Here is a 22,515-nt window from a genome sequence, read left to right as displayed (position 1 = left end):
ACCTTCCGCCGCTTCCCCGCCCGCTCCCCTGGGCCGACCGAGCGGCCGAGAAAAATCGACCGGTCGGTAGAATGGTGGCAGCACCTCATCCCGCACGCAAGCGTTCGGGGTGCTCCGTGCGCGGCCGGCGGCCGGGGACGGGTGCGGCTACGCCTCTCCCAGGCCGCGTTCGAGCCGACGGATCGCCGTGGCGAGCAACTCCCCCAGGTCTGCCCCGTCCTGCGCCAGCCAGTGCTCGTACGCGGAGATCGCCGCGGCGAGGAGGGCGTAGCCGAACAGGCGGGGCACCATGTCGGACGGCGACAGCCCCTTGCGCGCCGCCACGTACTCGCTGACGATCGCGCGCCACTCCGCGTAGCGCAGGGTGGCGTCGGCCTGGAGCGTGGGAACGGTGAGGATGAGTTCCATGCGCTGCCGGTGCCACGGCACCGACGCGTCGTCGTACCGGTTGAACTCGACGACCGCGTGGCACAGGGCGTCCATGACCGGAGTGCTCGGGTCGGTCGCGCTCAACAGGTCGCGAAAGCCGGTCAGTTGCTGCTCGAAGTCACCCCACACCAGGTCGTTCTTCGACGAGAAGTAGCGGAAGAACGTCCGGCGGCCGATGCCTGCCGCACCGGCGATGTCGTCCACCGTGGTGGCGTCGAAGCCCTGCCGGGCGAACAGTTCGAATCCCAGCCGTTCCAGGTCGGCCCGCGAGGTGGCGCGCGGGCGCCCGCTCCTGGCGGGCATACCGCCGATCACGCCTTTCGTGGGCGACTCCACTCGCGCAACCCTTCCCCGGTCGGCCGGCCCGAACTCCCGTGCCGCACCGCACGAACGGCCCGGCCCTGACAACATACGCCGACGCGGGAGCGGTGCGCCGTCCGATGCCGGGCGGCAGCCCGTTCAGCGGCGGCCGTCCGGGGCCCGCGGGTCCCGGGCGCCGGGGGCCGGGGGCCGCGGCACCCCGGCGCCGGCCCGTGGCCCCCGCCGGGGTTGGTGCCGCGCGGACGTCCGGGCCGGGACGATGCGGGGGCGGAGGGCGGCCGTGGAACGGCCCTTGACGGCGGAGATCCACACGCCGCTGCCGTAGGCGAGGTCGTCCAGGCGGCGGGCGATGCCGTACCGGAGGGGATCCAGCCCGGCCTCGTCCCACCGGCGTTCGAGGGCGATGTCCAGGACCGCCGCGACGGCGGTGGCGCGGCGTACCCGGGAGGAGGCCAGGCAGCCGAGGACGGTGAGCGGCCACCAGTGGCGGGTGAGCAGTGCCGAGCCCTGGGCCACGGCGGACACGGCGCCACCGGCGGTGAGCCGGGCCGCGTGGCGGACGGGCTGCCCGGTGCCGCGCAGGGTGTCCGCGATCCGTGCGGCGGCGACGGTGCAGAGGCCCGCGGCGACCGGCAGGGACCAGCGGCGCTGCGCGGCCAGGGCGACGACCAGCCCGGCGCTCCAGGGAGCGAGGACGGCGGGGGCGATGTTCCGGGGATGGCGTTCGGCGAGGGGGTGGGCGCCGGTGCCGTACACCGCCTTGCGCCGGAACCAGTCGCGCAGGGCGACCCTGTGTTCGTGGGCGGCCTCGACGGACGGTTCGTACCGGACGCGCCGGCCGTCGCGCACCAGGCGCCAGCACAGGTCGACGTCCTCCCCCACGCGCAGGCGCGTGTCGAAGCCGTCCCCGAGCGCGTCGACGCGGGCGACCACACAGGCGCTGGGGACCCAGGAGACCGGTGTCCCGGGGCGGACCGGGGCCGGTTCCGCGCCCAGGTCGAGGGAGGACCGGATCCGTTCGTAGCGGCCGAGCCATCCGGAGGAGGCGGGGGTGGCCAGGCCGGTGATCCTGGGGACGGCCATGGCGACGCGGGGGTCGGCGAAGTGCCGCAGCAGGGTGGGCACCGTGGCGCGCGGCAGGACGATGTCGGAGTCGACGAAGACGACGTAGGGCGTGGTGACGAGGCGCAGTCCGGCGTTGCGCGCGCCCGCCGGCCCCACGTTCGCGGTGAGCGGGAGCAGCCGCGCACCGTGTTCGGCGGCGACGGCGGCGACGAGGCCGGGGCGGCGGGAGGCGTCGTCCACGACGACGACCGGGCTGCGTTCCGGGAGGCCGGCCAGGAGACGGGCGAGTTCCCGGGGCCGGTCGCGCACCGGGATCACGTACGTGCAGCTCGGCTCCTCCCCGCCGTCCGGCCCGGCGTGCGGGGGCAGGGCGTGGACGGCGGGGTGGGCCAGACCGGTCTCCAGCAGACGGTCCGCCAGGACCGCGCCGGCCGCGTCCCGCACGCGCACCGTGCGGCCGGACAGCAGCGGCCGGGCGCGGGCGCCGAGCCGGACGAGACGGACCGGGCTTCCGCCGAGGAGGACCCGGCCGCCGTCGAGCACGCGGGTGGACCGGTCGAGGGTGACCTCGAAGCCGTGGGGAAGCGTCATCGGGCGGCCCCTTCCCCGCGGGCGACGACGGACGGAGCGGCGGGCCCGGCCGTGGGACGCGCCGGCGCGGAGGCCGCGGCCGGCCCGAGGAGGCGGCCCCGGTGGTCCGTGCGGCCCGCGGCGATGCGGCGTACGGCGGCGGACACCATCGCCTCCAGGGCCGCCCGGCCCTCCTCGGCCGTCGCCCCGGCCGGGTCGCCGAGCACTCCGGAGGGCGACACCGCGCGCACACCGCGGGCGATCAGTTCCGGCATGAGGGAAGCCAGTGGCCGCGTCTCACCGGCCACCGCGTCGGGCAGGCGGACGTCGGCGGGCGCCAGGTGCAGCATCAGGGACGTCTCGGCGCGGCCGGCGTGCGCGTCGCCGCCGGGCGTCCCGCAGCCGAGCCACGCCACGTCGTGGCCCTCGTCGCGGAGTCGGCCGACCGCCGCGTCGAGCGTGGGCACGTTGCCTCCGTGGCCGTTGACGAGGACGACGCGCCCGGCCCACAGCGACAGCGACCGCACGGTCTCCACCAGGAGGACGCGCAGCGCGTCGTGGCCGATGGAGACCGTGCCGGGGAAGTCCGCGTGCTCGCCGCTCGCGCCGTAGGCGATGGTCGGCGCCAGCAGGACGGGGCGGCCCGCGCACTGCGCCGTCAGGCGTTCCGCGGCCAGCCGTGCGACGGACTCGGCGATGACGCTGTCCGTGTTCAACGGCAGGTGCGGACCGTGCTGTTCGGTCGAGCCGACGGGCACGAGCACCCAGGCGCCGGCCGGCACTTCCGGCCAGGTGGAGCGCTCCAGTTCCCGGGGCCCGCGCGGCCGCCGGGGACGGGCCGGCATCACCGGCCGGCCGTGTCGGCGGCGCGCGGGGCGCCGGCGACGCGCGTGAAACCGTCCGGGACGACCAGGTCGTCCGGCGACAGGTCACGGGCCGAGGAGCGGCCCAGGCCGAGCACCGCCGAATCGAGTCCTCCCCGCAGGATGTCCAGGACGTTCTCCACGCCCGCCTGCCCGTTCGCGGCCAGGCCCCACAGGTAGGCGCGGCCGATCAGGACCGCTCGCGCGCCGAGCGCTAGGGCCTTCGCGACGTCGCCGCCGCGGCGGACGCCGCCGTCGAGGAGGACCTCGACGTCGTCGCCGACGGCTTCGGCGATCGCGGGCAGCAGCCGGATGGTGGCGGGCGTGGTGTCCAGGTTGTTGCCGCCGTGGTTGGAGACCGAGATCGCCGACACGCCGGCGTCGACGGCCCGCAGTGCGTCGTCGACCCGGCTCACGCCCTTGAGCAGGAACGGGCCGCCCCATTCCGTACGCATCCACTCGACGTCCTCCCAGGTCGGCGGCGGGGTCCGCATCCACTCGCCGTAGGCGCCGAAGAACGTCGGGGCCTTTCCGCCCTTCGGCCGGAGGTTGGGGGTGGTCAGGTCGGGGATCCGGCCGGAGCGGAGGAAGGCCCACCACCAGCGCGGGTGCGGCAGCACGTCCGGTGCGAACGCGAGCGCCGTCCTGGGGGTGATCCTCTCCGGAATGGGCGGGCTCCCCCAGTCCCGGCCGTGGGAGAAGGACCAGTCCAGCGTGGCGATGAGCGCCTTGGCGCCCGCGGCCCGGGCGCGCTCCATGCGCTGCGCCATGGCGTCGCGCGTGCCGGTCCAGTACATCTGGTAGAAGACGTTCGGATGGGCCTCGGCGACCTCTTCCAGCGGCTTGGAGGCGAACGAGCTCAGCCCCATGATCACGCCCCGGTTCGCCGCCGCTCGTGCGACCGCCACCTCGCCGTCGGGGTGGACGGCCTGCACACCGGTCGGTGAGATCACCACCGGTATCGAGGAGGGGACGCCGAGGACGGTCGTGGAGAGGTCGCGTTCCGCGTGGTGTCCCACGACCCGCGGGGCGAAGCCCAGTTCGGCGAACGCGCCGGTGTTGTCGTCGAGCGTGCGGCCCCCTTCGGAGCCGGCCACGAGCGCGCCGTAGACAGTGCTCGGCAGGTACTTCTCGGCGCGGCGCCGGGCTTCCTCGACGGTCTCGAACCAGGGGTTCCTGCGCATGTACGGCTCTCTCCTGCGGTAGGGACGGTGACCGGGGACGAACCTGAAGGAACGGGCGGTGCGACGACGGCGTCAGTCGCCGTCGCGGGGGAGGACCATTCCGGCCAGCGGGTGTTCGACGCAGTCCCCGACCGGTGGCCGGTCCCGGTCCGGGCGGCGTGCGAGGACGACGTCCACGGGGCCCCGCCCCCGTGCGGGCGTGGTGCGGTGGGAGTGGTCGCCGGAGGGTTTCGGGAGGTGGCCGCGGTCCTTCGGGCGCCGGGCCAGCAGCCGCTCCCCGTGTCCCTGGACGCACTCGGGGTCGGGTCCGTCCAGCGGGAGCCCGGTGAAGAACTTCGCCGCCATGCAGCCGCCCTTGCAGGTGTCGTAGAACGCGCAGGAGGCGCACGCCCCACCGGTCTGCGGCTCGCGCAGGCTCCGGAACAGCTCCGACTCCCGCCACACCCCGGTGAAGCCGCCCGGCCGGCGGACGTTCCCGGCGAGGAACTCGTCGTGGATCGCGAACGGGCACGCGTACACGTCACCGACCGGGTCGATCAGGCACACCACGCGTCCGGCCCCGCACAGGTTCAGGCCCGGCAGCGCCTGCCCGTAGGCGGACAGGTGGAAGAAGGAGTCGCCCGTGAGCACGGTGTCGCCGTGGGCCACCAGCCAGTCGTACAACTGGCGCTGCTGCTCCGGCCGCGGATGCAGTTCGTCCCACACGTCCGCGCCGCGGCCGGAGGGACGCAGCCGGGTCAGCCGCAGCTGCGCGCCGTGGCGGTCGGCGAGGGCCTTGAACTCGTCCAGTTGCGGGATGTTGTGGCGGGTGCACACCACCGACAGCTTGAAGCCGGTCATCCCGGCGTCCGCCAGGTTGCGCATCGCGCGCAGGGCCGTGGCGTGGGAACCGGCCCCGCGTACGGCGTCGTTGACCTCGGCGGTGGCGCCGTCGAGCGAGATCTGTACGTCCACGTAGTCGTTGCGGGCGAGCCGCCGGGCGACCTCGGGTGTGATGCGCACGCCGTTCGTGGAGAACTTCACGCCCACGTGGTGCGCGGTGGCGTAGTCGAGCAGTTCCCAGAAGTCCGCGCGGACGGTGGGCTCGCCGCCGCCGATGTTGACGTAGAAGACCTGCATGGCCTCCAGTTCGTCGATGACGGCCTTGGCCTCCTGCGTGGTCAGCTCCCGCGGGTCGCGCCGGCCCGAGCTGGACAGGCAGTGCGTGCAGGACAGGTTGCAGGCGTAGGTGAGTTCCCAGGTCAGGCAGATCGGGGCGTCGAGACCGTGCTCGAAGAGGTCCACCAGGCGTGTGGCACCGGGCGCGGGCCCCGACGTCTGCGGGCTTGCGGTCATGGGATCCGGTTCCTTTCGACGACCATCGACGACCGGGTGAGTGCGGCCAGGGCCTGCCCGTACCGGGGCATGTCCTCGTCGTCGACACCGGCCGCCGAGCAGGCGGCCCGCGCGGTGGGCGCCGTCGCCAGCGCCTGCACCACGGCCAGCAGTCTGCGGTCCTTGAGGAAGGTGAGCTTGCGGGTGCCGAAGTGGTACAGCAGCGCACCGAAGGGTTCCGGCCGCACCGAGACCTGCGGGTGCAGGTCCCAGGCGCGGTCGAGGTTCAGGGCGGTCATGCGCGCGGCCTAGTAGACGCCGCACATGCCGTCGATCGAGACCTCCTCGATCAGGTCGTCGGCCTCGACGACGTCACCGGCCGAGGGGGTCTCGTCGAGGTGATTGCGCTCGGTCTGGCTGGAGTCGATGTCGTTCATGCGGCTCTCCCTGAGCGGATGGGGTCGCAGGGCTGGGTCCGTGGAGGGGGTGCGCGGACGAAGGCGCACCGCTGGGCGTCTCGGACGGGCAGTCCGGCGTGCGCGGGCGGACGGGGTACGGGACGGCGGAGCACACTCGGGGATCACCGGAACCACCGGCCGCACCTTTGAGCACCAGAGAGTATTGACATGCGGTGCCAAAAGGAAGGTACTGGTGACGGGTATTTCCGCCGGGGCCGTTCCCGGTCCGCCGCGCGGGGGTCCGTCCGCTCCCCGGCCGCGCGCACGTGAACCGTCCCGGTGGGGCCGACCCGCTGAACCGCCCCGCGCGGCCACCGCCGTGCCCGCCGTCGCAAGGAGGAGGGACATGGGACCCGGTGCCCGGGGAACGCTCCCGCCGCCCGTACCCCGTCGCCGCACCACGGCCCCGGTGCGGTGCGGCGGCCACGACGTCGTCGTGGTCGGCGCCGGGACAGCGGGCTCGGTTCTCGCGGCCCGGCTGTCCGAGGATCCCGACCGGAGCGTGCTCGTGGTGGACGCCGGACCGATACCGCGCGGCCGGGCCGGTTTCGGCCCGGCGCTGCTGGACGCGCGCCTGGTTCCGGGCGCGCGGCCGGGCCACCCCGCCACGAGCGCGCACCTCGTGCGTCTCACCCCGAAGCGTCCGTGGCGGGTCCCTCGCGGGCGTGTGCTGGGCGGCTCGAGCACCGTCAACGGCGGCTACTTCGTGCGGGCCCGGCGCGAGGACTTCGACCGCTGGGCCGCCGCGGGGAATCCCGCGTGGGCCTACGAGAGGGTCCTGCCGCTGCTGCGCGCGCTGGAGACCGACCTCGACTACGGTGCCGGCGACCTGCACGGCGACCGGGGCCCGATGCGCGTCCGGCGAAGCCGCCTGGACCACCCGGCCGCCGCGGCGTTCCACGACGCGGCCCGCGCCCTGGGCTTCCCCGACGACCCCGACAAGAACGACCAGGCGTCACCCGGCTTCGGGCCGGTGCCCTCCAACGCGATCGACGGAGTGCGGCACAACGCCGGGCTCAGCTACCTGCCCCCCGAGGTGCTCGACCGCCCCAACCTCACCGTCGTCGGCGGCTGCACGGCCCGCCGGGTCGTCGTCGCACACGGCCGCGCCACGGGCGTCGTCGTCGAACGCGACGGCCGGCACCGCGTCCTCGCCGCCGGCGCCGTCGTGCTCAGCGCCGGCGCCCTCGTCACCCCCCATCTGCTCCAGCTCTCCGGGATCGGACCGCGCGCCGACCTCGAACGAGTCGGCATCCCCGTGGTCCGGGACGCCCCCGCCGTGGGCTCCGGCTTCAGTGACCACCCGCAGCTGGTCCTGGAGTGGGCCCCTCGCGACGACTGGGCCGAACCGCCGGACTCGTGGCTCGGTGGCTGCCTGCACCTCACCTCCTCGGACGGCGCGTCCGCGGGCCCCGGCGGCCCGGGCGACCTGGAGATCCTCCAGTCCCTGGTCCCCCTGTCCCGGCTCGTGACCGGGGGCGCGGGCGCCGCCGGTGGCCCTCTGCCGTTCCTCGTGGCCGCCCAGGCCCCCCGCCCCACCGGCCGGCTGCGCATCCGCTCGGCCGACCCCGCCACGCCTTTGAGCATCGACTACGGCTACCTCGGCAGCCGCGAGGACCGCCGCCGTCTCCGGGAAGGCGTCCGTGTCACCGCGGCCCTCCTCGAAAGCCCGCCCTTCGCCGGTCCCGCCCGTGGCCTGCTCGGCCCCGGCCCCGAGGTCCTGGACGACGACCGGTCCCTCGACCGGTGGATCCACGAGCACCTCGGGACCGCTCAGCACACCTGCGGCACGGTACCGATGGGGCCCGCCGACGACCCCGAGCACGCTGCCGTGGACCAGTTCGGACGCGTCCACGGCGTACGGGGGCTGCGTGTCGCGGACACCTCGATCCTCCCGGACACGCCGCACCGGGGACCCGCGGCGACCGCCGTCCTCATCGGTGAACTCATCGCCCAAGCGATCCGGCTCGACCTGCCCTGAGCGGGCCGAAATCCCGGCGGTCGCGGTCGGCCTGACCCCGCGCCACCTCCGGTGGCGAACACGGCGTCCCCGGTTGCGACGGGGCCGCCTCTTCCGGGGCGGACCCGTCGCGTTGCAGGGCAACCTTCCGGGAGGTCCAGGAGTCATGAGTGTGCGTCACCGATCCGGTGCCGCACGACGTCCGAGCCACGGAAGGTCTCATGATCCCTCTCGCCGCCGTGCGGCGCACCGTCTCCGCGTTGGCGCTGGCCGCACTGGCCGGCGCGGCACTGGTCAGTCCCGCGCACGCCCAGGAGGAACCGCTGCCGGTCTCGGTCACCGGCCCCGACCGTGTGGACCTCCCGCTGCGGCCGGAGCCCGGTGAGCCGGGAGAGCCGGGTGAGCCGCAGATCGAGCTGGGGCTCCGGGCGCCCGGTGAACCGGTACCGGACGAGGACGGCATCACCTGGCCGATCCACACCGGCGAGTACACGGTCACCGTGGACGCGAGCTCCCTGGCCGGCGTCGCCGCGGTGGACTTCTCCCGCCTCGGCGGGTGGCAGGGGTGCTCCGTCGACGGGCTCGTCGCCACCTGCAGCGGCTACGAGATCTACGCGGGCCGGGACTACAACGACCTCGGTGGCATCCGCCTCGATGCGACCGACGAGAGCGCCGCGGGCGACTTCGGCACCATCGAGATCACGGCCGCGGGCGAGGGCCTGGCCTTCACCGGGCACACGGTGGACGTGCTGGTGGGCGGCCCGGAACTGCTGATGAAGCGGCTGACCGAGCCCGAGGGCTTCCGGGCCGGCGACACCTTCCGGGCGCCGCTGGGCTTCCGCAACGCCGGCGGGCTGGGCGGTGACGGCGTCGTGCTGCGGATCTTCGGCAGCCGGGGCCTGTCCTTCCCCAGCACCTTCGGCAACTGCTGGTACGACCCGCGCGACCCCGACGACGTGTTCGGACGTTCCACGGCGCTCTGCGTCTTCGACGGCGAGTTCGCGGGCGGGACGGCATACGGGCTGAGCGCGCCCTTCCCGATCGAGACGGCCGGCTTCGCCCTCCACGACGTGATGTCCTACAGCTTCAGCGCGGTGCCCGCCGAGCAGGCGCGGGAGCTGCCGGCCGAAGGCGACTACCGGGCGGGGGACGGGCCGGAACTGGAGCTGGTCCGCGTGCCGGACGCGGACCCGGCCGACTACACCCGCTACGCGGAGACGGACTTCCCGACGGCGAACACCTTCGACCTCGATCTGACCGGTGAGCGGCTGCGGGCCCGCAAGGGCAGCACGGTGTCGGTGGACATCGGCTTCACCAACCACGGCCCCGCCTGGCTGGCCCTGCTCCGCTCCGGCGGCGAGCCGATCGGCTTCTGGGTCGACCTCCCCCCGGGCACCACGGCCACCGCGGTCCCCGAGAGTTGCCGGCCCGGCTGGGAGGGCGCCGAGGGCGACTACCTCTGCTTCATCGACACGCCGATCCTGGAGGACGCCTCCCGCACCTTCACCTTCGGTCTCCGCGTCGACGAGGTGATCAAGAACGCCACCGGCCGGGCGTTCTTCGCGTACACGATGCCGAACGAGGGCAACCCGGCGAACGACTCCGGGACGATCGTGCTGAACCCGACGGGCAAGCACTGATCGTCGGCCGACTCGGCACAGCGGGTCCGTCCTTCCGGGCGGGCCCGCTCCCGTGTGTCCGAGGGGGCACGCATCGGGCGGGCGGGGCCGAGGGAACGGCCGCGCCCCCGTCCCGTGCCTGGCGTGACGCCCAGCGGGTCGAGTGCTTCCCGGCAGGTGTCGTCCGCGCCCGGGAGGCCCCGGGAGATCTCTGATGCCGGCTCGTTGCGCGCCCGGTCCATTCGGCGCGACGCCCCTCTCGTCGAGGCCGGAGGCGCTTTCGGTTGCCCTCGGGGTGCCTGCCGGGTCCCTTCGTCAGGTGCGCCTCGCTCATTCGGGTTTCCACCCGGACCGAAACACGGGACACGGGGGCGGCCGCGCGCGGGATGGGAGGCTGCCGCATGCCCGCGTTACAGTCAGACTGGAACCGCCTGTGCGTGAAGGTGTGAGGAGCCATGACTGCCCAGCCCCAGGCCACCAGTGCGGCCTTCCTGCTCACCGTCCTCGGGCGGCGGGTGCGCGAGGACATCGAACAGGTGCTCAGGCCGACCGGCTACACGCTGCGTCACCTGTCCGCCCTCGGTCACCTCAAGCGCGAGCCCGGGATGTCCTACAGCGAGTTGGGGCGGCGCAGCGGTGTCACCGCGCAGAGCGCCCAGGCGACCGTCCGGCGGCTGGAGGAACGCGGGGCCGTCGAACGCCGCACGGACCCCGGGCGGGGTCTCACCGCCGAACTCCACCTCACCGCCACCGGCGAAGACCTGCTCGAAGCCGGACGGAACGCCTACGCCCGTGCGGATGCCGTCCTGGAGCGCGTCCTCGGCGCCCAGGCGCACCGGGACCTCACCGCGGCCCTCCTCACGGCCCTCTCCGGCTACCCCGGGCGATGAGGCCACGCGACTCACCGGTCGCACCGTGACGGCAGCCCGGCCGGCCCGCTCTCGCGGAAGCGGACGACCGGCTCCTCGGGGGAACGTGCCGTCGGCCCACTGCGCGGCCACCGAGGGCTGGACCTCGTCACGCAGGAACGCCCCGGTTCCGAGGAGAACCGTGCGCTCCTCCTCCGTCAGGGTGGCCTCGAAGTCGTAGGAGCCGGCGGCGTTCTGCCGCTCCGCGGGAGGAGTCACGGGGCCCTTCTCCCCCGCTGTGCCGTGGGATGCACGAGCAGGCGGGGAGCGCCGCCGCGGGGAGGCGCGCGGTGACCGCGCGCTGCCGCGCACGGTGACGGGGTGGTCGTGAGACGGCCGATGGCGGGTATAGGGGGTGCCGTCAGGACAAGACCTTCTCCCGGGAGGAACCGAGGATGACCGATGACGCCTATCTCGTCCTGCTGAACGGCACGGACCTGACGCTCGGCGTGCCGCCCGCCGCCGTCGGGGAACTGGCCTGCATGGAAACCCCCGCGGTCCGGGCGTGGCTGCACGCGCAGGGTGTCACCGCGACGTCCCCCGGTCTCCGGCTGCTGCCGCCGGAGGAGACGGCGGCCATTCCCGACGACGCCGAGCGGCTGCCCGTCCCCCTCGGTGAGGAGGAGCTGAGCCGCGTACGCCACCGTGCCGCGTCGCACGGCGTCGCCCGGCTGGAGGAGGAGCTGCTGGCCTACCGTTCCTGCGCGGACGGCCGGGACACGCTGCTCACCCGTGCCCTGGCCGCCGGGGTGCCGGCGCACCGCGTCGCGGAACTGACCGGTGAGGACCTGGCCACCGTCAAGGCGTTGGCGCACTGACACCAACCCCGGTCGAGGCCACGCGGTGGCCCGCCGCCTTCCGCGCGGCGGTGTCTCCGCCGGAACGCCGGGTCCGGGTCCTACGGTGGCAGAGGGGCGGCCCGTCCGGCGAGGAGCGACGATGTCCCGGAAAACGACCGACGTGGTCGAAGCCGCGTTCCGGTGCTACCGGTCGCAGGACCGCGACGCGGCGTTCGCCCTCTACGCCGACGATTTCTCGTTCACCAGTCCGCAGGACGACCACATCGACCGGGCGGCGTTCTTCGAGCGGTGTTTCCCCACCGCCGACCGGATGACCGAGCAGCGGTTGCCGCACGTCGTCCCGGCGGACGAGGAACTCGTCCTCGTCCTCTACGAGTACGCGCTCACGACGGGCGGCCGGTACCGCAACATGGAGGCGATCAGGGTCCGTGACGGGCTCATCCGGGAGGTGCGGGTCTTCTTCGGCGGCGCGGTGTGAGGCCGTGGTGCGCGCCGACCGGCCACCGGCCGGGAGCCTGCGCGGCCACCGGCGTCGACGGCCGGGCCGGGGCTCCGTGTCACTCGGCTCCGGCCGGGCGGTGCGGCATGGCGAGGTGGGCCAGGTCGCCCGGCGGCGGGCTGCTCTCCGGCCAGAGGGGCGCGGGCATGCCGTCGGCCACCGCGGCGGGCGCGTCGGTGAGGTTCATGCGGTCACGGAGGCGGCCGTAGAAGTCCATCGGGCCGAGGCGTGCGACCCGCAGCCTGCGCGGCGCCGCGTACACGCCGATCCAGTCCCCGGGGCCGATCACGCCGCGGAGCTGGCCGTCGATGCTGACGGCGGCGCGGCCCGAGCGTTCGAGCACCCGCAGCCCGACCGGCTCGTCCGGGGCGGCCACGACCGAGCGGTTGAACGTCATGTGCGGAGCGACCGGTGTGAACACCAGCGTCTCGGCGCGCGGCGAGACCACGGGGCCGCCGGCGGCGAAGCTGTAGGCGGTCGAGCCCGTCGGTGTGGCCACCAGCAGCGCGTCGGCGGAGTACGAGGCCAGGAGCCGGCCCGCGACATAGACCCCGATCGAGACCTGCCGGTCCCTGGCGAGCTTCTCCAGCACCACGTCGTTGAGGGCGGTCACGTCCAGCGGGATGCCCCACTCCCCGCCCGCCTCGCAGTCGGAGCGCACACTCGTCGGGGGCAGGAGCGGGCCCCGGCCGTACTTCACGAGCGCCTCGATGTCCGGGGGCACCTCCAGGCGGCACGAGGCGCGCATGGTCAGCAGCATGCGCCGCTCCACGTCGAGCCGGTTCTCGCGCACGGCGTCCAGCGCCGCACGCACCATGGTCATGGGCACCTCCGTCAGGAAGCCCACTCGGCCGAGGTCGACTCCGAGCACCAGCGCGTCGACGGCCGCAGCGAGCCGAGCCCCGCGCAGGAAGGTGCCGTCTCCGCCGAGGGTGACGATGAGGTCGGGATCGCCCGCCGCCGTCATCTCCTCCCGGGCGCTGCGCCGTCCGCCGTCGTCCCACACGTCGATGTCCTTGCAGGCGACGGCGTGGTCGGCACACCACGCCCGGACCGTGCGAGCGGCCTCCACGGCTTCGGGACGTCCTCCGTGCACGACCATGCCGACCCGGTCCACCGTCATCTCCGCCTCCAGGACGTCCGTCCGCCTCGACCGGCCCGCACGACCGCCGGCCCGCTGTCGCCCGGCGCCCCTCGCCCCTGTCCGCTCACCGGTGCTCCGTGCGGACAGCGGCCGGGACGTGGACGCGACGCCTCTCCATCCTGACCGGGCGACGGCGCGCGGGACACCGCGCCACGCCGCCGCGGCCGGCCTCTCGCCGCGCTCCCCCGCCGCTACGACGGCCGGCCCGGTACCGCGAGCGCGGTACCGGGCCGGCCGGTGGCAGGGCGGCTCGTCAGCCCTGGCGGGCCTTGAACCGCGGGTCCTTCTTGTTGATCACGAACGTCACGCCCCGCCGGCGCACCACCTGGGCGCCGGGCCTGGCCTTCAACGAGCGCAGGGACTTGCGCACCTTCATCGCGGTCTCCTCAGCAGGATGGAACAGGGGCCTCCGCCGCTGGGCGACGGAGGTGGGTCTCATCGTTCTTCGCGGAAGAGGACGTGCTCGCCGGCGACCGGGTCGTACTTCCGCAGGACCAGCCGGTCGGGGTCGTTCAGACGGTTCTTGCGGGTCACGTAGGTGACTCCCGTACCGGCTGTCGACTTCAGCTTGACGACCGGCCGCGCAGTACTGCGTGCCATGGGGTGCTCCTTCCGCCACCGCCCGAGCCTGTTGACTCGAACATGTCAGCATGGTGTGCAACAGCGTCGGGGAGCGCCGTATTCCGGCGATTCCCCGTTCAGCGGATCGCGTGATCGTGGAGGGCGGTCGCCTGTGCGGCGAAAGGCTCTGCGGGGCTTCAGCCGGACGATCGTCCCCACAGGCCGTGGGGTGAGGCCCGGGGACGCTGTCCCCTCCACGGCCACGGTCCCGTCAACACGTCCCCCCGCGCGGTTGTTCCCGGGGCCCGTCACCACCGCGGCCCCGGACGGCACCTGCGGCAGCCTGGTCCGGACCGCGCACAGGGCGGGGCGGGCAAGGACCCGGCCCGCGCGGAACCGCCGGATGCGGATGTGCCCCCGGGAGGAGGGCAGCCCGCGGGCGGACGCGCGGCGCCCGTTCGGGCGGGCCGGCTCAGGCGGGCCGGCGCGTGCCGGTGACCCTGGACGCCGGGAGGCGGCCGGCCCGGGACGTTCCCTCCAGTGTGTCGCCGTGGAGCGCCACCGCGAAGGCCAGGTTCAGCCGCAGGGGCCGGGTGACGGACTGTTTCCAGGTGACCCGGTGCCCGTCGAGGACGATGTCGTCCAGCGTCACTTCCTCCCCCGCCCCGTGGGCGACCCCGGTCAGGGCGTCCCCCTCCCTTCGGAAGACGACCACGGCCTTGATCCTGCCGATGGGGGTGGCCACGGACAGGTCCCAGATACCTTCGACGGGCATGCTCGTGTCGCTCCTGACGGTGTGTGCGAACGGGGAGGTGCAGGCCGGGAGGGCGTGCTCACAAGCCGACCGGCGCCGGTCCCCGACGGCGCCAGACCGTGCCGCGGCGCTCGTGGGCGAAGAGTCCTTCGACGGCGTGGGCGATCCGGGGGCCGATCTCACGTTCCAGCAGGTGCAGGCCCAGGTCGAGTCCGGAGGTGACACCGGCGCCGCTGACGAAGTCGCCGTCGTCGACGACGCGGGCGTGCACCGCGTGGGCACCGGTTGCGTCGAGCATCTCCATCCCCATGTGGTGGGTCGTGGCGGGGCGGCCCTCGAGCAGGCCGGCCATGGCCAGGACCAGCGAGCCGCCGCACACCGTGGCGACCGTCACCTCCGGGTTCTCCATCGCCGCCTTCAGCAGCGTGGGCAATTCGGTGGTCAGGGTGCGGCCCAGCAGCACGGGGACGAGTTCGTCCTGCTGCCACTCCCCCGCCCCCGCATCGTGGTCGGGCGTTTCACCGGGCCCGCCGACACGGCCCGCGGCACCGGGGACCAGGACCAGGCCGGCGCGTTCGGGATCGAGGGTGCCGGTGGCCCGCAGGGACAGGGCACCGGTGCCGCTGACCACCTCGCGTGGCCCATCGGCGGAGACCAGTTCCACCGTCACCGCGCCGCCGGAGGCGGTGCCGCCTGCGTACAGCACCTCGTAGGGGGCGATGACGTCAAGGGGATCGAAACCGTCGAACAGGACGATCTGAGCGTGCATGAGGAGTTCCTTCGGTACGGATGTCCGACCGTTCCGGACAGGACCGAAGCTATCCAGCGGTCCGCCCGCCTCCCAGGGGCACGGATGACACTCTTCAACGGGATTCCGCCACCGTTCGGCCGGTGGCGGAGGGACATCACGTCATGGCCGGCGACCGGGGGCCGTGGTCCCGCCCGGTCGCCGCGCCCCGCACCACGCCCGCGCGGGTCGCGGCGCCAGGGCCCCGGGCTCACGGGCCGCCGACCACCGGGCAGGCACGTGCCGTAGGCCTCCGGGCCATCGGCGGGGACCGGCCCGGCGTGACGCGCCGCGACGTCGGCGTCCCGCCGGATGCGCCGACGTCCTGCTGTCGCGGACGCCGGTCCCTCAGCCGCGCGCGAAGTCGAGCAGGTCGGCGTTGAACCTCTCCGCGAACACGGGAATCATGGACAGCCCGTGGGGAGCACCCGGGTAGACCTTGTAGGTCACGTTCTCGACGAGTTTCGAGGATTTCTCACCCGACGCCACGATGGGGACGATCTGATCGTCGTCGCCGTGGATGATCAGCGTGGGGACGTCGATCTTCTTGAGGTCCTCGGTGAGGTCGGTCTCGGAGAACGCCTTGACGCAGTCGTGGGCCCCCTTGATCCCGACGGTCATCGACCAGAGCCAGAACGCGTCGCGAATGCCCTGCGAGACGGTGGATCCCTCGCGGTTCGCTCCGTAGAAGCTTTCACTGAGGTCCCTGTAGAACTGGGAGCGGTCCTTCAGGACCCCTTCCCGGATCTCGTCGAACACCTCGATCGGGAGACCCTCGGGGTTCGCCTCGGTCTTGAGCATGAGCGGGGGGATCGCGCCGACCAGGACGGCTTTGGCGACGCGGCCGGAGCCGTGCCGGCCGAGGTAGCGGGTGACCTCGCCGCCCCCGGTGGAGTGTCCCACCAGGATGGCGTCACGGAGGTCCAGCGCCTCGATGACCGATGCCAGGTCGTCGGCGTACGTGTCCAGGTCGTTCCCGTCCCAGGGCTGCCCGGAGCGTCCGCCTCCGCGGCGGTCGTGGGCGATGGCGCGGAAGCCGTTGTCCGCCATCAGCTTGAGCTGGGGGTCCCACGCGTCGGCGGTGAGCGGCCAGCCGTGGGAGAAGACGACCGGCCGGCCCGACCCCCAGTCCTTGTAGAAGATCTGCGTGCCGTCTTGTGCGGTGGCGAAGGGCATGGTGCATTCCTTTCACGCCGAGACGGAATTCCACGGGGTGTGAAATTCGGTGTCCAGTCGCTGGGGGACGTCACGCCGCGAATCAACAGCGGACGCGCGGAAGTTCGACGCAGCGGTCGGCGACAGAGGCCGCCGTGACGAGCACGTCGTCCGCCCACGATACCCCGACGCCGGAATGTCAGCCCGCCGAGCCGTTTGCTTTTCGGGTAAAAGAGCAAAGCGTGGTCGGGTATTCCGGTCGGGCTGTGCACGGAGCTTTCCGATTCCTGAACTGCGCCCTTGTACAAGGCGGGTGACTTTCCGTCACCTGTCCACGGAGAGGGGCTGTTCGTCGGGGTCAAGCGCCTCCTCGACCCATCCGCACGGCGAGGACCGCGGTGCCGTTCCCGCCGCCCCGGCGCAGCAGACTGTTGACGACGCTGTCGCGGGTGCCCTTCGGGCCGTCGTCCGCGTGGGCGGCGGCCCGGCGCAGGGCGGCGAGGCGTTCCTCTACGTTCACCTCGGCGGGCCTGCCGACGGTTTCGCCGGCGGAGACGGTGGAGAAGCCGTGCCCGTCGTCGCGCCGGTCGGTGATGTTCCCGCTGTCGTCCACGGTGAATGAGCAGTCGTGTGCCATCTCGGGGGCCTCCTCGCACAGCCTGCTGACCTGCACCGAGGGCGAACCGGCCGTGGAACGTCCCTTCCAGGGTGACGGGCGTCCGCCTCCGCGGCAACCGTGCCCCGGGCGGTGAGGGCTTGGCCGTTCACCCCCAGACGGCTTGGGCGAGGGCGGCTCCGGTGAACGCGGCGCCCAAGCCGGCGACGACGTTGGCGATGGCGAAGAACCGCGCCCCGGACTCGGCCAGCCGCATCGTCTCGTAGGAGAACGTCGAGTAGGTGGTCAGGGCTCCGCACAGCCCGGTGCCGACGAACAGTTGCACGGAGTGGGAGGCGGCGCCGCGGGTGACCGCGCCGGACAGTGCGCCCAGGACCAGGCAGCCGGTGACGTTGACGACGAAGGTGCCCCAGGGGAGGACGGTGTCGTGGCGGGCCTGGACGGCCCGGTCGGTGAGGTAACGCAGGGGCGCGCCGACCATGGCGCCGGCGATGACGAGAATCCAGTTCACCGCTCGTCCTTCCCACCGCGTCCGACGGAGCGGATGACCTCGCAATCGTCCAGGACGACCAGGCCCTCGGTGACCAGTTCGTCGAGCCGGGGCAGGAAGGCGCGGATGCGTTCCTCGCGGTCGACGACGATCGCCACGGGCAGGTCCTCGCTCAGCGACAGCGGTCGGGTGGTGTGCACCAGCGACGAGGCGCCGAAGCCCTCGATGCCGTGGAAGACGCTCGCCCCGGCGAGTCCCGCCTCGTGGGCGCGGTGGACGATCTCGCTGGAGAGCGGCCGGTGGTGGAAGGTGTCGTTCTCCCCGATGAAGATCGTCACCCGCAGGGCGGTGCCGTGCGGTCGGGTCATCGCTGCCTCCAGGAGATCACGCGACGGGTGACGGTCGCGGCGGCCCACACGGCCGCGAGAGCGGCCGTCACCGTGACCGCCAGGTGGGCGAGGGCGGTGCGGGCATGGCCGGCGTCGAGGAGGTGCTGGGTGTCGACGGCATAGGTGGAGAAGGTGGTGAAGCCGCCCAGTACGCCGGTGCCGAAGAACGGCCGCACCAGCCGGTGGGCGGCCCACACATCGCTGATGAGCACCATGAAGAGGCCGATCACCGCGCACCCGACCGTGTTCACGGCCAACGTGGTCCACGGGAAGGCGCCCGGAGCGGTGGGCCACAGCAGCGACGCCCCGTAACGGGCGGTCGCGCCGATCGCGCCGCCGACCGCGACGACGGCGATGATCGGTGCCTGCCCGCGCCGTAGCTCGCGGCGCCGGGCGAACGCCGACGGGTCGACGTCCGGGTCGGTCGGCTCCGTGGTCCGGTCACGGAAGGTCGTCACGCGTGTCCCCTACTCGCCGGGCACCCGCACACGGGTGCGCACGATCGCAAGTAGGGACTGTCGGCGGCGTCCGTGCCGCGGTTCGGGTACGGCGAGCCCCACCGCCGTGCGGCGGCCGTGCACGGGCCGCCGTCGCCCACCAGGGTACCGGCCGGCCCCTGCCGCCCGAACGATGAGCCCACAGATCCCCGGGAAGCCCACGCAGGGGCGCACTCGCCGCCTCCGCCATCGCCGGGGTCCGGTGGGGGCCTGGTCCTCCCGGCCGCGCTCTCCGCCCCCCCGTCCCGGCGTCGTCGTCGGCCGAGTGATCAACGGCTATCCCTCGTCTCCGTTACCGCACCCCGTAAGCCGTATTCCACCGCCGGGCGGGCGCTCCCCCGTCAAGGGTGCCCGCCCGACGGTGTGCGTCAGGCCGCCGCCTCGGTCGCCGGGGCCGGCCGGGCCGCCTGCCGCAGGACGCGGCGGCGGCGGGTCGGCAGGCCGAGGGTCGGGTGGGCCACGCCCCAGGCCGCGCCCTTGCAGACCAGTTCCTTGTAGAGGGCGGCGAGCCGGCCGGTCAGGGCCGCGTCGACGGCTCGGTCGTCGGCGGTGACGTACTGGATCAGGCCCTCCCTGCGGCCCAGCGAGATGCACTGGTTGAAGTAGCGGATCAGTGTGGTCGGGATCCTGCCGCCGGTCAGGCGTGCCGCGACGGCGTCGGCGGCCTGCCACGCGCCGGGGGTGCCCGAGGCGCACGACATCCGCAGCGGCTTGTCGCCGGGTCCCATCGCCATGGCCGCGTCGCCGATGGCGTACACGTCGGGGTGCGAGACCGAGCGCATGGTCGCGTCGACCACGATCTGGCCCGTGTCGGTGGTCTCCAGGGTGGTGGCCCGTGCGATCGGGTGGACCGCGAAGCCGGTGGCCCACACGGTGACCGCGGCCGGGATGACCGTGCCGTCGGCGGTGGTGACGCGGTCGGCCTCGACGCCGGTGACGGCAACGTGCTCGTGCACGGTGACGCCGAGCCCGCCGAGGACCTTGCGCAGGTGTCCGCGGCCCTTGTCCGAGAGCCGGTCGCCGAGGCCGCCGCGGACGGCGAGGGAGACCGCGAGGTCCGGGCGGGCCTCGGCGATCTCGGTCGCGGCCTCCAGGCCGGTCAGGCCGCCGCCGACGACGAGCACGGGCTGTCCGGCGTCCAGGCAGGCCAGACGCTCGCGCAGCCGGAGCGCTCCGGGCCGGCTCGCGATCTCGTGGGCGTGCTCGGCGGCGCCGGGGACGCCCTGGTCGTTCCAGCCGCTGCCGAGGGCGTACACGAGGGTGTCGTACTCCAGTTCCCCGGTGCCGCCGTCCGCGTCGACGACGGTGACGGCCCTGCGGTCGACGTCGACGCCGGTGACCCTCGCGAGCCTCAGCTCGACGCCGGTGCCCGCGAGCATCTCGCCGAAGGGCCGGGGCCTGAGGTCCTGGCCGACCGCGAGCTGGTGCATCCGGACGCGCTCGACGAAGTCGGGCTCGGCGTTGACGAGGGTGAGGGCGACGTCGTCACGGTGCAACCGCTTGGCGAGGCGGCCGGCCGCGACGGCCCCGGTGTATCCGGCGCCGAGGACGATGATGCGGTGCTGCATGGTCTTGCTCCTGTCTGCGCGGGTCAGCCCTTTGTGTGATGCGGTTCGTCCCTTGAACCGGGCAGCACGCCGTTCCCTGACAGGAATGTGATGTGATGCGGCTCACATCGGGAGCGGGGTGGTTCACGGCGGAACGAGGGTGGCCCGCGTCGCGGTCAGAACGCGTGGAACAGGGGCTCTCCGTGATCGGTGGCTACCCACGCCCGGGTCGCGCGTCGAAGCTTGTCGGGGTTGGCCTGGTTGCGGAACGCGGCGATGCCCTCGCGGGTGACCTCCAGGCACATGATGCCGACGACCCGGCCCTCGACCACCGCCACGACGGCGGGACCGCCGTTGGCGGTGGCGACGTGGATCTCGGGCGAGCCGCCGACCAGGGCACGCTTGGATGGTGCGGGCCTGAACAGGCCCCGCAGGAACTTCGCGACCGCGAGGGCGCCCTCGAACGGCTTGACGCGGGCCGGGACCTTGCCGCCGCCGTCGCCGACCGCGAGGGCGTCGGCGGTCAGCAGCCGCACGAGCGGCTCGGTCCTCCCACTGGTGGCGGCCGCCAGGAACTCCTCGACGACCCGCCGGGCGGCGGCCTCGTCGACCTCGGTGCGGGCCCTGCCGTGGGTGAGGCGCTTCCTGGCCCGGTGGAGGATCTGCTGGCTGGCCGCCTCGGTGAGGTCGAGGATCTCGGCGATCTCCCGGTGCGAGTGGTCGAAGGCCTCCCGCAGCACGTACACCGCCCGCTCGTTGGGGGACAGCCGCTCCATGAGGGTGAGGACCGCGTACGAGACCGACTCGCGCTGCTCGGCGGTGTCGGCCGGGCCGAGCATCGGGTCCCCGTCGAGCAGCGGCTCGGGGAGCCACTGGCCCACATAGGTCTCGCGCCGGGCGCGGGCCGAGGTGAGCTGGTTGAGGCACAGGTTGGTGAGCACCTTCGTCAGCCAGGCCTCGGGGACCTCGATGCGCTCGACGTCGGCTGCCTGCCAGCGCAGGAAGGTCTCCTGCACGGCGTCCTCGGCGTCGCTCGCGGAACCGAGGAGGCGGTAGGCGATGGCCTCCAGGCGGGGCCTGGCGGCCTCGAACCGGTCCACGTCCTTCATGGTCAGCGGCATGGCCCGGATCCTAGCCGGGCGACGCGCAAGGCCCCGGACGTTTCCCCGGGATCCCGGACCGCGCCCCGGGCGGAGCGCGTCGTGACCGTGCGCCATCCGCACCGCTCCCCGGGCGACGCGGGACCCGTCGGATCCGGCACCGAGGACGAGACCGCCCGCGACGAGCGCGGACGCCGTGGAACGACGGATGCGGTTCGTGCGGGATGCCCCCGGCCACGAGAATCACGCGGAAGCGAAGGACAGTTGGAGAACGAGCAGAGTCAACGTGTCGTCAACCACGCGGACTCCATGACGTTCTGGGCATGGGCCGAGCCGACGGCGGAGGTCGGTGTGATGTGAAAACCGGATCATCGGAATGCGCTATGCTTGATCTTGAGCTGGTCGCCGGAGCAATCCGGTTGCCGCTGCGCGTCGGTGGTCCAAGGAAAGACGCCCCGCTTCCTGCGGGGAGATGCAGGTGCGAGGCCTGCCCGGCGCTCGGACACGAGTCCCGCCCCGGCTTCGGGGCGGGACTCGACTGTTCGCGGGGCCCGCCCGGGCGTCGTGGGCCGCGGCCCGCCGCCGGGCACCGCGCGGACGGCGCAGTCGTGCCGCCCGCCGGGTCAGTCCCGCAGGGCGTAGAAGCGCATCGGGGAGTTCGGTTCGAAGCCGATCCGCGGATACACGGGCGCCCCGGCGGCGGTCGCGTGCAGGGTCGCCCGGGTCGTCCCGGTGGCTCGGGCGCCCTCGTGCAGCGCCTTTCGCGTCACTGCTTCCCCGTAGCCCCGGCGCTGCCACCGCGGGTCGGTGGCGACGAGCATGACGAAGAGGCGGCCCCGCGCCTCCGTCGTGGCGGCGCAGGTCACGGGGGTACCGTCCCGTACGCCCAGGTAGGCGTGCACCCGGCTCTTCCACAGTGCGGAGCGGGCGAAGCCGTCACGGCCGTCCTCCAGGGGGAACCCGTAGGCACGCGAGTTGATGTCGGCGAAGGCCCGCAGGTGTTCGTCGGTGGTCACCCGTACGAATGTCAGATCGGGGTGGTCCGGTTCGGGGACGGGCAGCAGGTCTCCCGCCATGCCCGTGCCGGGGAAGGCGAGCACCAGGCCCGCTCGCTCGGCCGCCGGCCCCAGCGCCGCGCGCGCCTCGTGGTCGAGGAGGTCCTCGAAGACCCACAGGAACCCCGGGTGCTCCTTCGACCGCATGATCTTCGCCGCCTCGCTCAGGCGCTGCTCCACAAGGCCGGCGCCCGCGTCGACGTCGGTCAGCGTGACGCAGTTCCAGAAGGCGAACCGGCAGTCGGCCCAGCGGACGGCGATGCCCGGGAGGTCCCGGACATCCGCGCCCGGATCCCAGTCGAGCACCATGACCCGCCAGACGGCGGCGAGTTGTTCCATCGATTCGATCGAGTCCGCGAGACCGTGCATGAGAACTCCCCGATTCGTCGAGTGTGCGGAGGCCGTCCGGGCAGTACACACCTTCCGCCCC

25 protein-coding genes are annotated in these 22,515 nt (G+C 73.6%); 5 read left to right on the top strand and 20 right to left on the bottom strand.

All coding sequences use genetic code 11. The annotated features are described in order from the left end of the window. Positions 1 to 147: 147 nt before the first annotated feature. The 7 genes from mftR to mftA all read right to left on the bottom strand — a co-directional run bounded on the left by mftR (position 148) and on the right by mftA (position 6,183). Complete coding sequence (mftR, locus tag B7L92_RS16500; RefSeq protein ID WP_081238370.1) at positions 148 to 732, bottom strand: mycofactocin system transcriptional regulator MftR; 585 nt, start codon at positions 730 to 732, stop codon at positions 148 to 150. Between the two features lie 156 nt (positions 733 to 888). Beyond that, positions 889 to 2,406: a mycofactocin biosynthesis glycosyltransferase MftF gene (gene mftF, locus B7L92_RS16495; RefSeq protein ID WP_081238354.1), complete on the bottom strand. Its 1,518-nt coding sequence runs from the start codon at positions 2,404 to 2,406 to the stop codon at positions 889 to 891. Next, a complete protein-coding gene (gene mftE / locus B7L92_RS16490) occupies positions 2,403 to 3,230 on the bottom strand; it encodes a mycofactocin biosynthesis peptidyl-dipeptidase MftE (protein WP_081238353.1) in 828 nt (275 codons plus the stop codon). Before mftE ends, mftF begins: the two co-directional genes overlap by 4 nt. Continuing rightward, positions 3,230 to 4,432 (bottom strand): pre-mycofactocin synthase MftD, encoded by a 1,203-nt coding sequence (mftD, locus tag B7L92_RS16485; protein WP_081238352.1) that lies wholly within the window; start codon positions 4,430 to 4,432, stop codon positions 3,230 to 3,232. Before mftD ends, mftE begins: the two co-directional genes overlap by 1 nt. A gap of 72 nt (positions 4,433 to 4,504) precedes the next feature. Further along, positions 4,505 to 5,767 carry a mycofactocin radical SAM maturase gene (gene mftC / locus B7L92_RS16480; protein WP_081238351.1) on the bottom strand — a complete coding sequence of 421 codons (1,263 nt, stop codon included), beginning with the start codon at positions 5,765 to 5,767 and terminating at the stop codon, positions 4,505 to 4,507. Next, positions 5,764 to 6,045 carry a mycofactocin biosynthesis chaperone MftB gene (mftB, locus tag B7L92_RS16475; RefSeq protein ID WP_081238350.1) on the bottom strand — a complete coding sequence of 94 codons (282 nt, stop codon included), beginning with the start codon at positions 6,043 to 6,045 and terminating at the stop codon, positions 5,764 to 5,766. The genes mftC and mftB overlap by 4 nt, the downstream gene beginning before the upstream one ends. A gap of 9 nt (positions 6,046 to 6,054) precedes the next feature. Continuing rightward, on the bottom strand, positions 6,055 to 6,183 hold the full coding sequence (gene mftA / locus B7L92_RS39490) for a mycofactocin precursor MftA (RefSeq protein WP_107501507.1): 129 nt from the start codon (positions 6,181 to 6,183) through the stop codon (positions 6,055 to 6,057). A 367-nt stretch (positions 6,184 to 6,550) separates the two neighbouring features. On the opposite strand from mftA, the gene mftG reads away from it, so the two are divergent. From mftG to B7L92_RS16445, 5 genes are all read left to right on the top strand, one after another. Beyond that, positions 6,551 to 8,185: a mycofactocin dehydrogenase MftG gene (gene mftG / locus B7L92_RS16465; RefSeq protein WP_081238348.1), complete on the top strand. Its 1,635-nt coding sequence runs from the start codon at positions 6,551 to 6,553 to the stop codon at positions 8,183 to 8,185. Positions 8,186 to 8,385: 200 nt separating this feature from the next. Further along, entirely contained in the window at positions 8,386 to 9,804 is a 1,419-nt protein-coding gene (locus B7L92_RS16460) for a hypothetical protein (RefSeq protein WP_081238369.1), read from the top strand. Between the two features lie 434 nt (positions 9,805 to 10,238). Beyond that, complete coding sequence (locus B7L92_RS16455) at positions 10,239 to 10,673, top strand: MarR family winged helix-turn-helix transcriptional regulator (RefSeq protein ID WP_081238347.1); 435 nt, start codon at positions 10,239 to 10,241, stop codon at positions 10,671 to 10,673. A 413-nt stretch (positions 10,674 to 11,086) separates the two neighbouring features. Further along, the gene (locus B7L92_RS16450) at positions 11,087 to 11,509 is read left to right on the top strand and encodes a DUF6003 family protein (protein ID WP_081238346.1); all 423 of its coding nucleotides are present in this window, start codon (positions 11,087 to 11,089) and stop codon (positions 11,507 to 11,509) included. Positions 11,510 to 11,630: 121 nt separating this feature from the next. Next, positions 11,631 to 11,969 (top strand): nuclear transport factor 2 family protein, encoded by a 339-nt coding sequence (locus B7L92_RS16445; protein ID WP_081238345.1) that lies wholly within the window; start codon positions 11,631 to 11,633, stop codon positions 11,967 to 11,969. Positions 11,970 to 12,048: 79 nt separating this feature from the next. On the opposite strand, the gene B7L92_RS16440 is transcribed toward B7L92_RS16445, so the two are convergent. The 13 genes from B7L92_RS16440 to B7L92_RS16380 all read right to left on the bottom strand — a co-directional run bounded on the left by B7L92_RS16440 (position 12,049) and on the right by B7L92_RS16380 (position 22,454). Beyond that, the gene (locus B7L92_RS16440) at positions 12,049 to 13,113 is read right to left on the bottom strand and encodes an NAD(+)/NADH kinase (protein ID WP_081238344.1); all 1,065 of its coding nucleotides are present in this window, start codon (positions 13,111 to 13,113) and stop codon (positions 12,049 to 12,051) included. 274 nt (positions 13,114 to 13,387) lie between these two features. Further along, positions 13,388 to 13,510, bottom strand: a complete 123-nt coding sequence (ykgO, locus tag B7L92_RS16435) for a type B 50S ribosomal protein L36 (protein ID WP_026084623.1) — start codon at positions 13,508 to 13,510, stop codon at positions 13,388 to 13,390. Positions 13,511 to 13,569: 59 nt separating this feature from the next. Further along, positions 13,570 to 13,734, bottom strand: coding sequence for a 50S ribosomal protein L33 (gene rpmG / locus B7L92_RS16430; protein ID WP_004979173.1), 165 nt, complete (start codon positions 13,732 to 13,734; stop codon positions 13,570 to 13,572). Positions 13,735 to 14,167: 433 nt separating this feature from the next. Beyond that, positions 14,168 to 14,470 carry a hypothetical protein gene (locus B7L92_RS16425; RefSeq protein ID WP_081238343.1) on the bottom strand — a complete coding sequence of 101 codons (303 nt, stop codon included), beginning with the start codon at positions 14,468 to 14,470 and terminating at the stop codon, positions 14,168 to 14,170. A gap of 58 nt (positions 14,471 to 14,528) precedes the next feature. Beyond that, complete coding sequence (locus tag B7L92_RS16420) at positions 14,529 to 15,218, bottom strand: DJ-1/PfpI family protein (protein ID WP_081238342.1); 690 nt, start codon at positions 15,216 to 15,218, stop codon at positions 14,529 to 14,531. Between the two features lie 366 nt (positions 15,219 to 15,584). After that, a complete protein-coding gene (locus tag B7L92_RS16415; RefSeq protein ID WP_081238341.1) occupies positions 15,585 to 16,412 on the bottom strand; it encodes an alpha/beta fold hydrolase in 828 nt (275 codons plus the stop codon). Positions 16,413 to 16,749: 337 nt separating this feature from the next. After that, the gene (locus B7L92_RS16410) at positions 16,750 to 17,028 is read right to left on the bottom strand and encodes a hypothetical protein (RefSeq protein ID WP_081238340.1); all 279 of its coding nucleotides are present in this window, start codon (positions 17,026 to 17,028) and stop codon (positions 16,750 to 16,752) included. Between the two features lie 127 nt (positions 17,029 to 17,155). Continuing rightward, a complete protein-coding gene (gene crcB / locus B7L92_RS16405) occupies positions 17,156 to 17,518 on the bottom strand; it encodes a fluoride efflux transporter CrcB (protein WP_081238339.1) in 363 nt (120 codons plus the stop codon). Continuing rightward, the gene (locus B7L92_RS16400) at positions 17,515 to 17,865 is read right to left on the bottom strand and encodes a DUF190 domain-containing protein (protein WP_081238338.1); all 351 of its coding nucleotides are present in this window, start codon (positions 17,863 to 17,865) and stop codon (positions 17,515 to 17,517) included. The genes crcB (B7L92_RS16405) and B7L92_RS16400 overlap by 4 nt, the downstream gene beginning before the upstream one ends. Then, positions 17,862 to 18,344 carry a fluoride efflux transporter CrcB gene (gene crcB, locus B7L92_RS16395; protein WP_081238337.1) on the bottom strand — a complete coding sequence of 161 codons (483 nt, stop codon included), beginning with the start codon at positions 18,342 to 18,344 and terminating at the stop codon, positions 17,862 to 17,864. The genes B7L92_RS16400 and crcB (B7L92_RS16395) overlap by 4 nt, the downstream gene beginning before the upstream one ends. 407 nt (positions 18,345 to 18,751) lie before the next feature. Then, a complete protein-coding gene (locus B7L92_RS16390) occupies positions 18,752 to 19,951 on the bottom strand; it encodes an NAD(P)/FAD-dependent oxidoreductase (RefSeq protein WP_081238336.1) in 1,200 nt (399 codons plus the stop codon). Positions 19,952 to 20,106: 155 nt separating this feature from the next. Beyond that, positions 20,107 to 21,051: an RNA polymerase sigma-70 factor gene (locus B7L92_RS16385; RefSeq protein WP_081238335.1), complete on the bottom strand. Its 945-nt coding sequence runs from the start codon at positions 21,049 to 21,051 to the stop codon at positions 20,107 to 20,109. A 602-nt stretch (positions 21,052 to 21,653) separates the two neighbouring features. Further along, positions 21,654 to 22,454 carry a GNAT family N-acetyltransferase gene (locus B7L92_RS16380; protein WP_081238334.1) on the bottom strand — a complete coding sequence of 267 codons (801 nt, stop codon included), beginning with the start codon at positions 22,452 to 22,454 and terminating at the stop codon, positions 21,654 to 21,656. Between the last annotated feature and the right edge of the window lie 61 nt (positions 22,455 to 22,515).

Origin of the sequence: Streptomyces viridosporus, assembly GCF_002078235.1 — a bacterium.
In the GTDB taxonomy this organism is placed as follows: domain Bacteria; phylum Actinomycetota; class Actinomycetes; order Streptomycetales; family Streptomycetaceae; genus Streptomyces; species Streptomyces viridosporus.
This window is presented reverse-complemented; position numbering and strand designations above follow the sequence as displayed.

Excerpts from the sequence above, each read along its gene's own strand:
- B7L92_RS16420 (WP_081238342.1), bottom strand. The coding sequence starts at position 15,218 with ATGCACGCTCAGATCGTCCTGTTCGACGGTTTCGATCCCCTTGACGTC.
- B7L92_RS16390 (WP_081238336.1), bottom strand. The coding sequence starts at position 19,951 with ATGCAGCACCGCATCATCGTCCTCGGCGCCGGATACACCGGGGCCGTC.
- B7L92_RS16415 (WP_081238341.1), bottom strand. The coding sequence starts at position 16,412 with ATGCCCTTCGCCACCGCACAAGACGGCACGCAGATCTTCTACAAGGAC.
- mftA (WP_107501507.1), bottom strand. The coding sequence starts at position 6,183 with ATGAACGACATCGACTCCAGCCAGACCGAGCGCAATCACCTCGACGAG.
- B7L92_RS16425 (WP_081238343.1), bottom strand. The coding sequence starts at position 14,470 with ATGCCCGTCGAAGGTATCTGGGACCTGTCCGTGGCCACCCCCATCGGC.
- B7L92_RS16450 (WP_081238346.1), top strand. The coding sequence starts at position 11,087 with ATGACCGATGACGCCTATCTCGTCCTGCTGAACGGCACGGACCTGACG.
- mftR (WP_081238370.1), bottom strand. The coding sequence starts at position 732 with ATGCCCGCCAGGAGCGGGCGCCCGCGCGCCACCTCGCGGGCCGACCTG.
- mftE (WP_081238353.1), bottom strand. The coding sequence starts at position 3,230 with ATGCCGGCCCGTCCCCGGCGGCCGCGCGGGCCCCGGGAACTGGAGCGC.
- mftD (WP_081238352.1), bottom strand. The coding sequence starts at position 4,432 with ATGCGCAGGAACCCCTGGTTCGAGACCGTCGAGGAAGCCCGGCGCCGC.
- mftF (WP_081238354.1), bottom strand. The coding sequence starts at position 2,406 with ATGACGCTTCCCCACGGCTTCGAGGTCACCCTCGACCGGTCCACCCGC.
- B7L92_RS16460 (WP_081238369.1), top strand. The coding sequence starts at position 8,386 with ATGATCCCTCTCGCCGCCGTGCGGCGCACCGTCTCCGCGTTGGCGCTG.
- B7L92_RS16400 (WP_081238338.1), bottom strand. The coding sequence starts at position 17,865 with ATGACCCGACCGCACGGCACCGCCCTGCGGGTGACGATCTTCATCGGG.
- mftG (WP_081238348.1), top strand. The coding sequence starts at position 6,551 with ATGGGACCCGGTGCCCGGGGAACGCTCCCGCCGCCCGTACCCCGTCGC.
- mftB (WP_081238350.1), bottom strand. The coding sequence starts at position 6,045 with ATGACCGCCCTGAACCTCGACCGCGCCTGGGACCTGCACCCGCAGGTC.
- B7L92_RS16455 (WP_081238347.1), top strand. The coding sequence starts at position 10,239 with ATGACTGCCCAGCCCCAGGCCACCAGTGCGGCCTTCCTGCTCACCGTC.
- B7L92_RS16385 (WP_081238335.1), bottom strand. The coding sequence starts at position 21,051 with ATGCCGCTGACCATGAAGGACGTGGACCGGTTCGAGGCCGCCAGGCCC.
- B7L92_RS16410 (WP_081238340.1), bottom strand. The coding sequence starts at position 17,028 with ATGGCACACGACTGCTCATTCACCGTGGACGACAGCGGGAACATCACC.
- mftC (WP_081238351.1), bottom strand. The coding sequence starts at position 5,767 with ATGACCGCAAGCCCGCAGACGTCGGGGCCCGCGCCCGGTGCCACACGC.
- rpmG (WP_004979173.1), bottom strand. The coding sequence starts at position 13,734 with ATGGCACGCAGTACTGCGCGGCCGGTCGTCAAGCTGAAGTCGACAGCC.
- B7L92_RS16445 (WP_081238345.1), top strand. The coding sequence starts at position 11,631 with ATGTCCCGGAAAACGACCGACGTGGTCGAAGCCGCGTTCCGGTGCTAC.
- ykgO (WP_026084623.1), bottom strand. The coding sequence starts at position 13,510 with ATGAAGGTGCGCAAGTCCCTGCGCTCGTTGAAGGCCAGGCCCGGCGCC.
- B7L92_RS16440 (WP_081238344.1), bottom strand. The coding sequence starts at position 13,113 with ATGACGGTGGACCGGGTCGGCATGGTCGTGCACGGAGGACGTCCCGAA.
- B7L92_RS16380 (WP_081238334.1), bottom strand. The coding sequence starts at position 22,454 with ATGCACGGTCTCGCGGACTCGATCGAATCGATGGAACAACTCGCCGCC.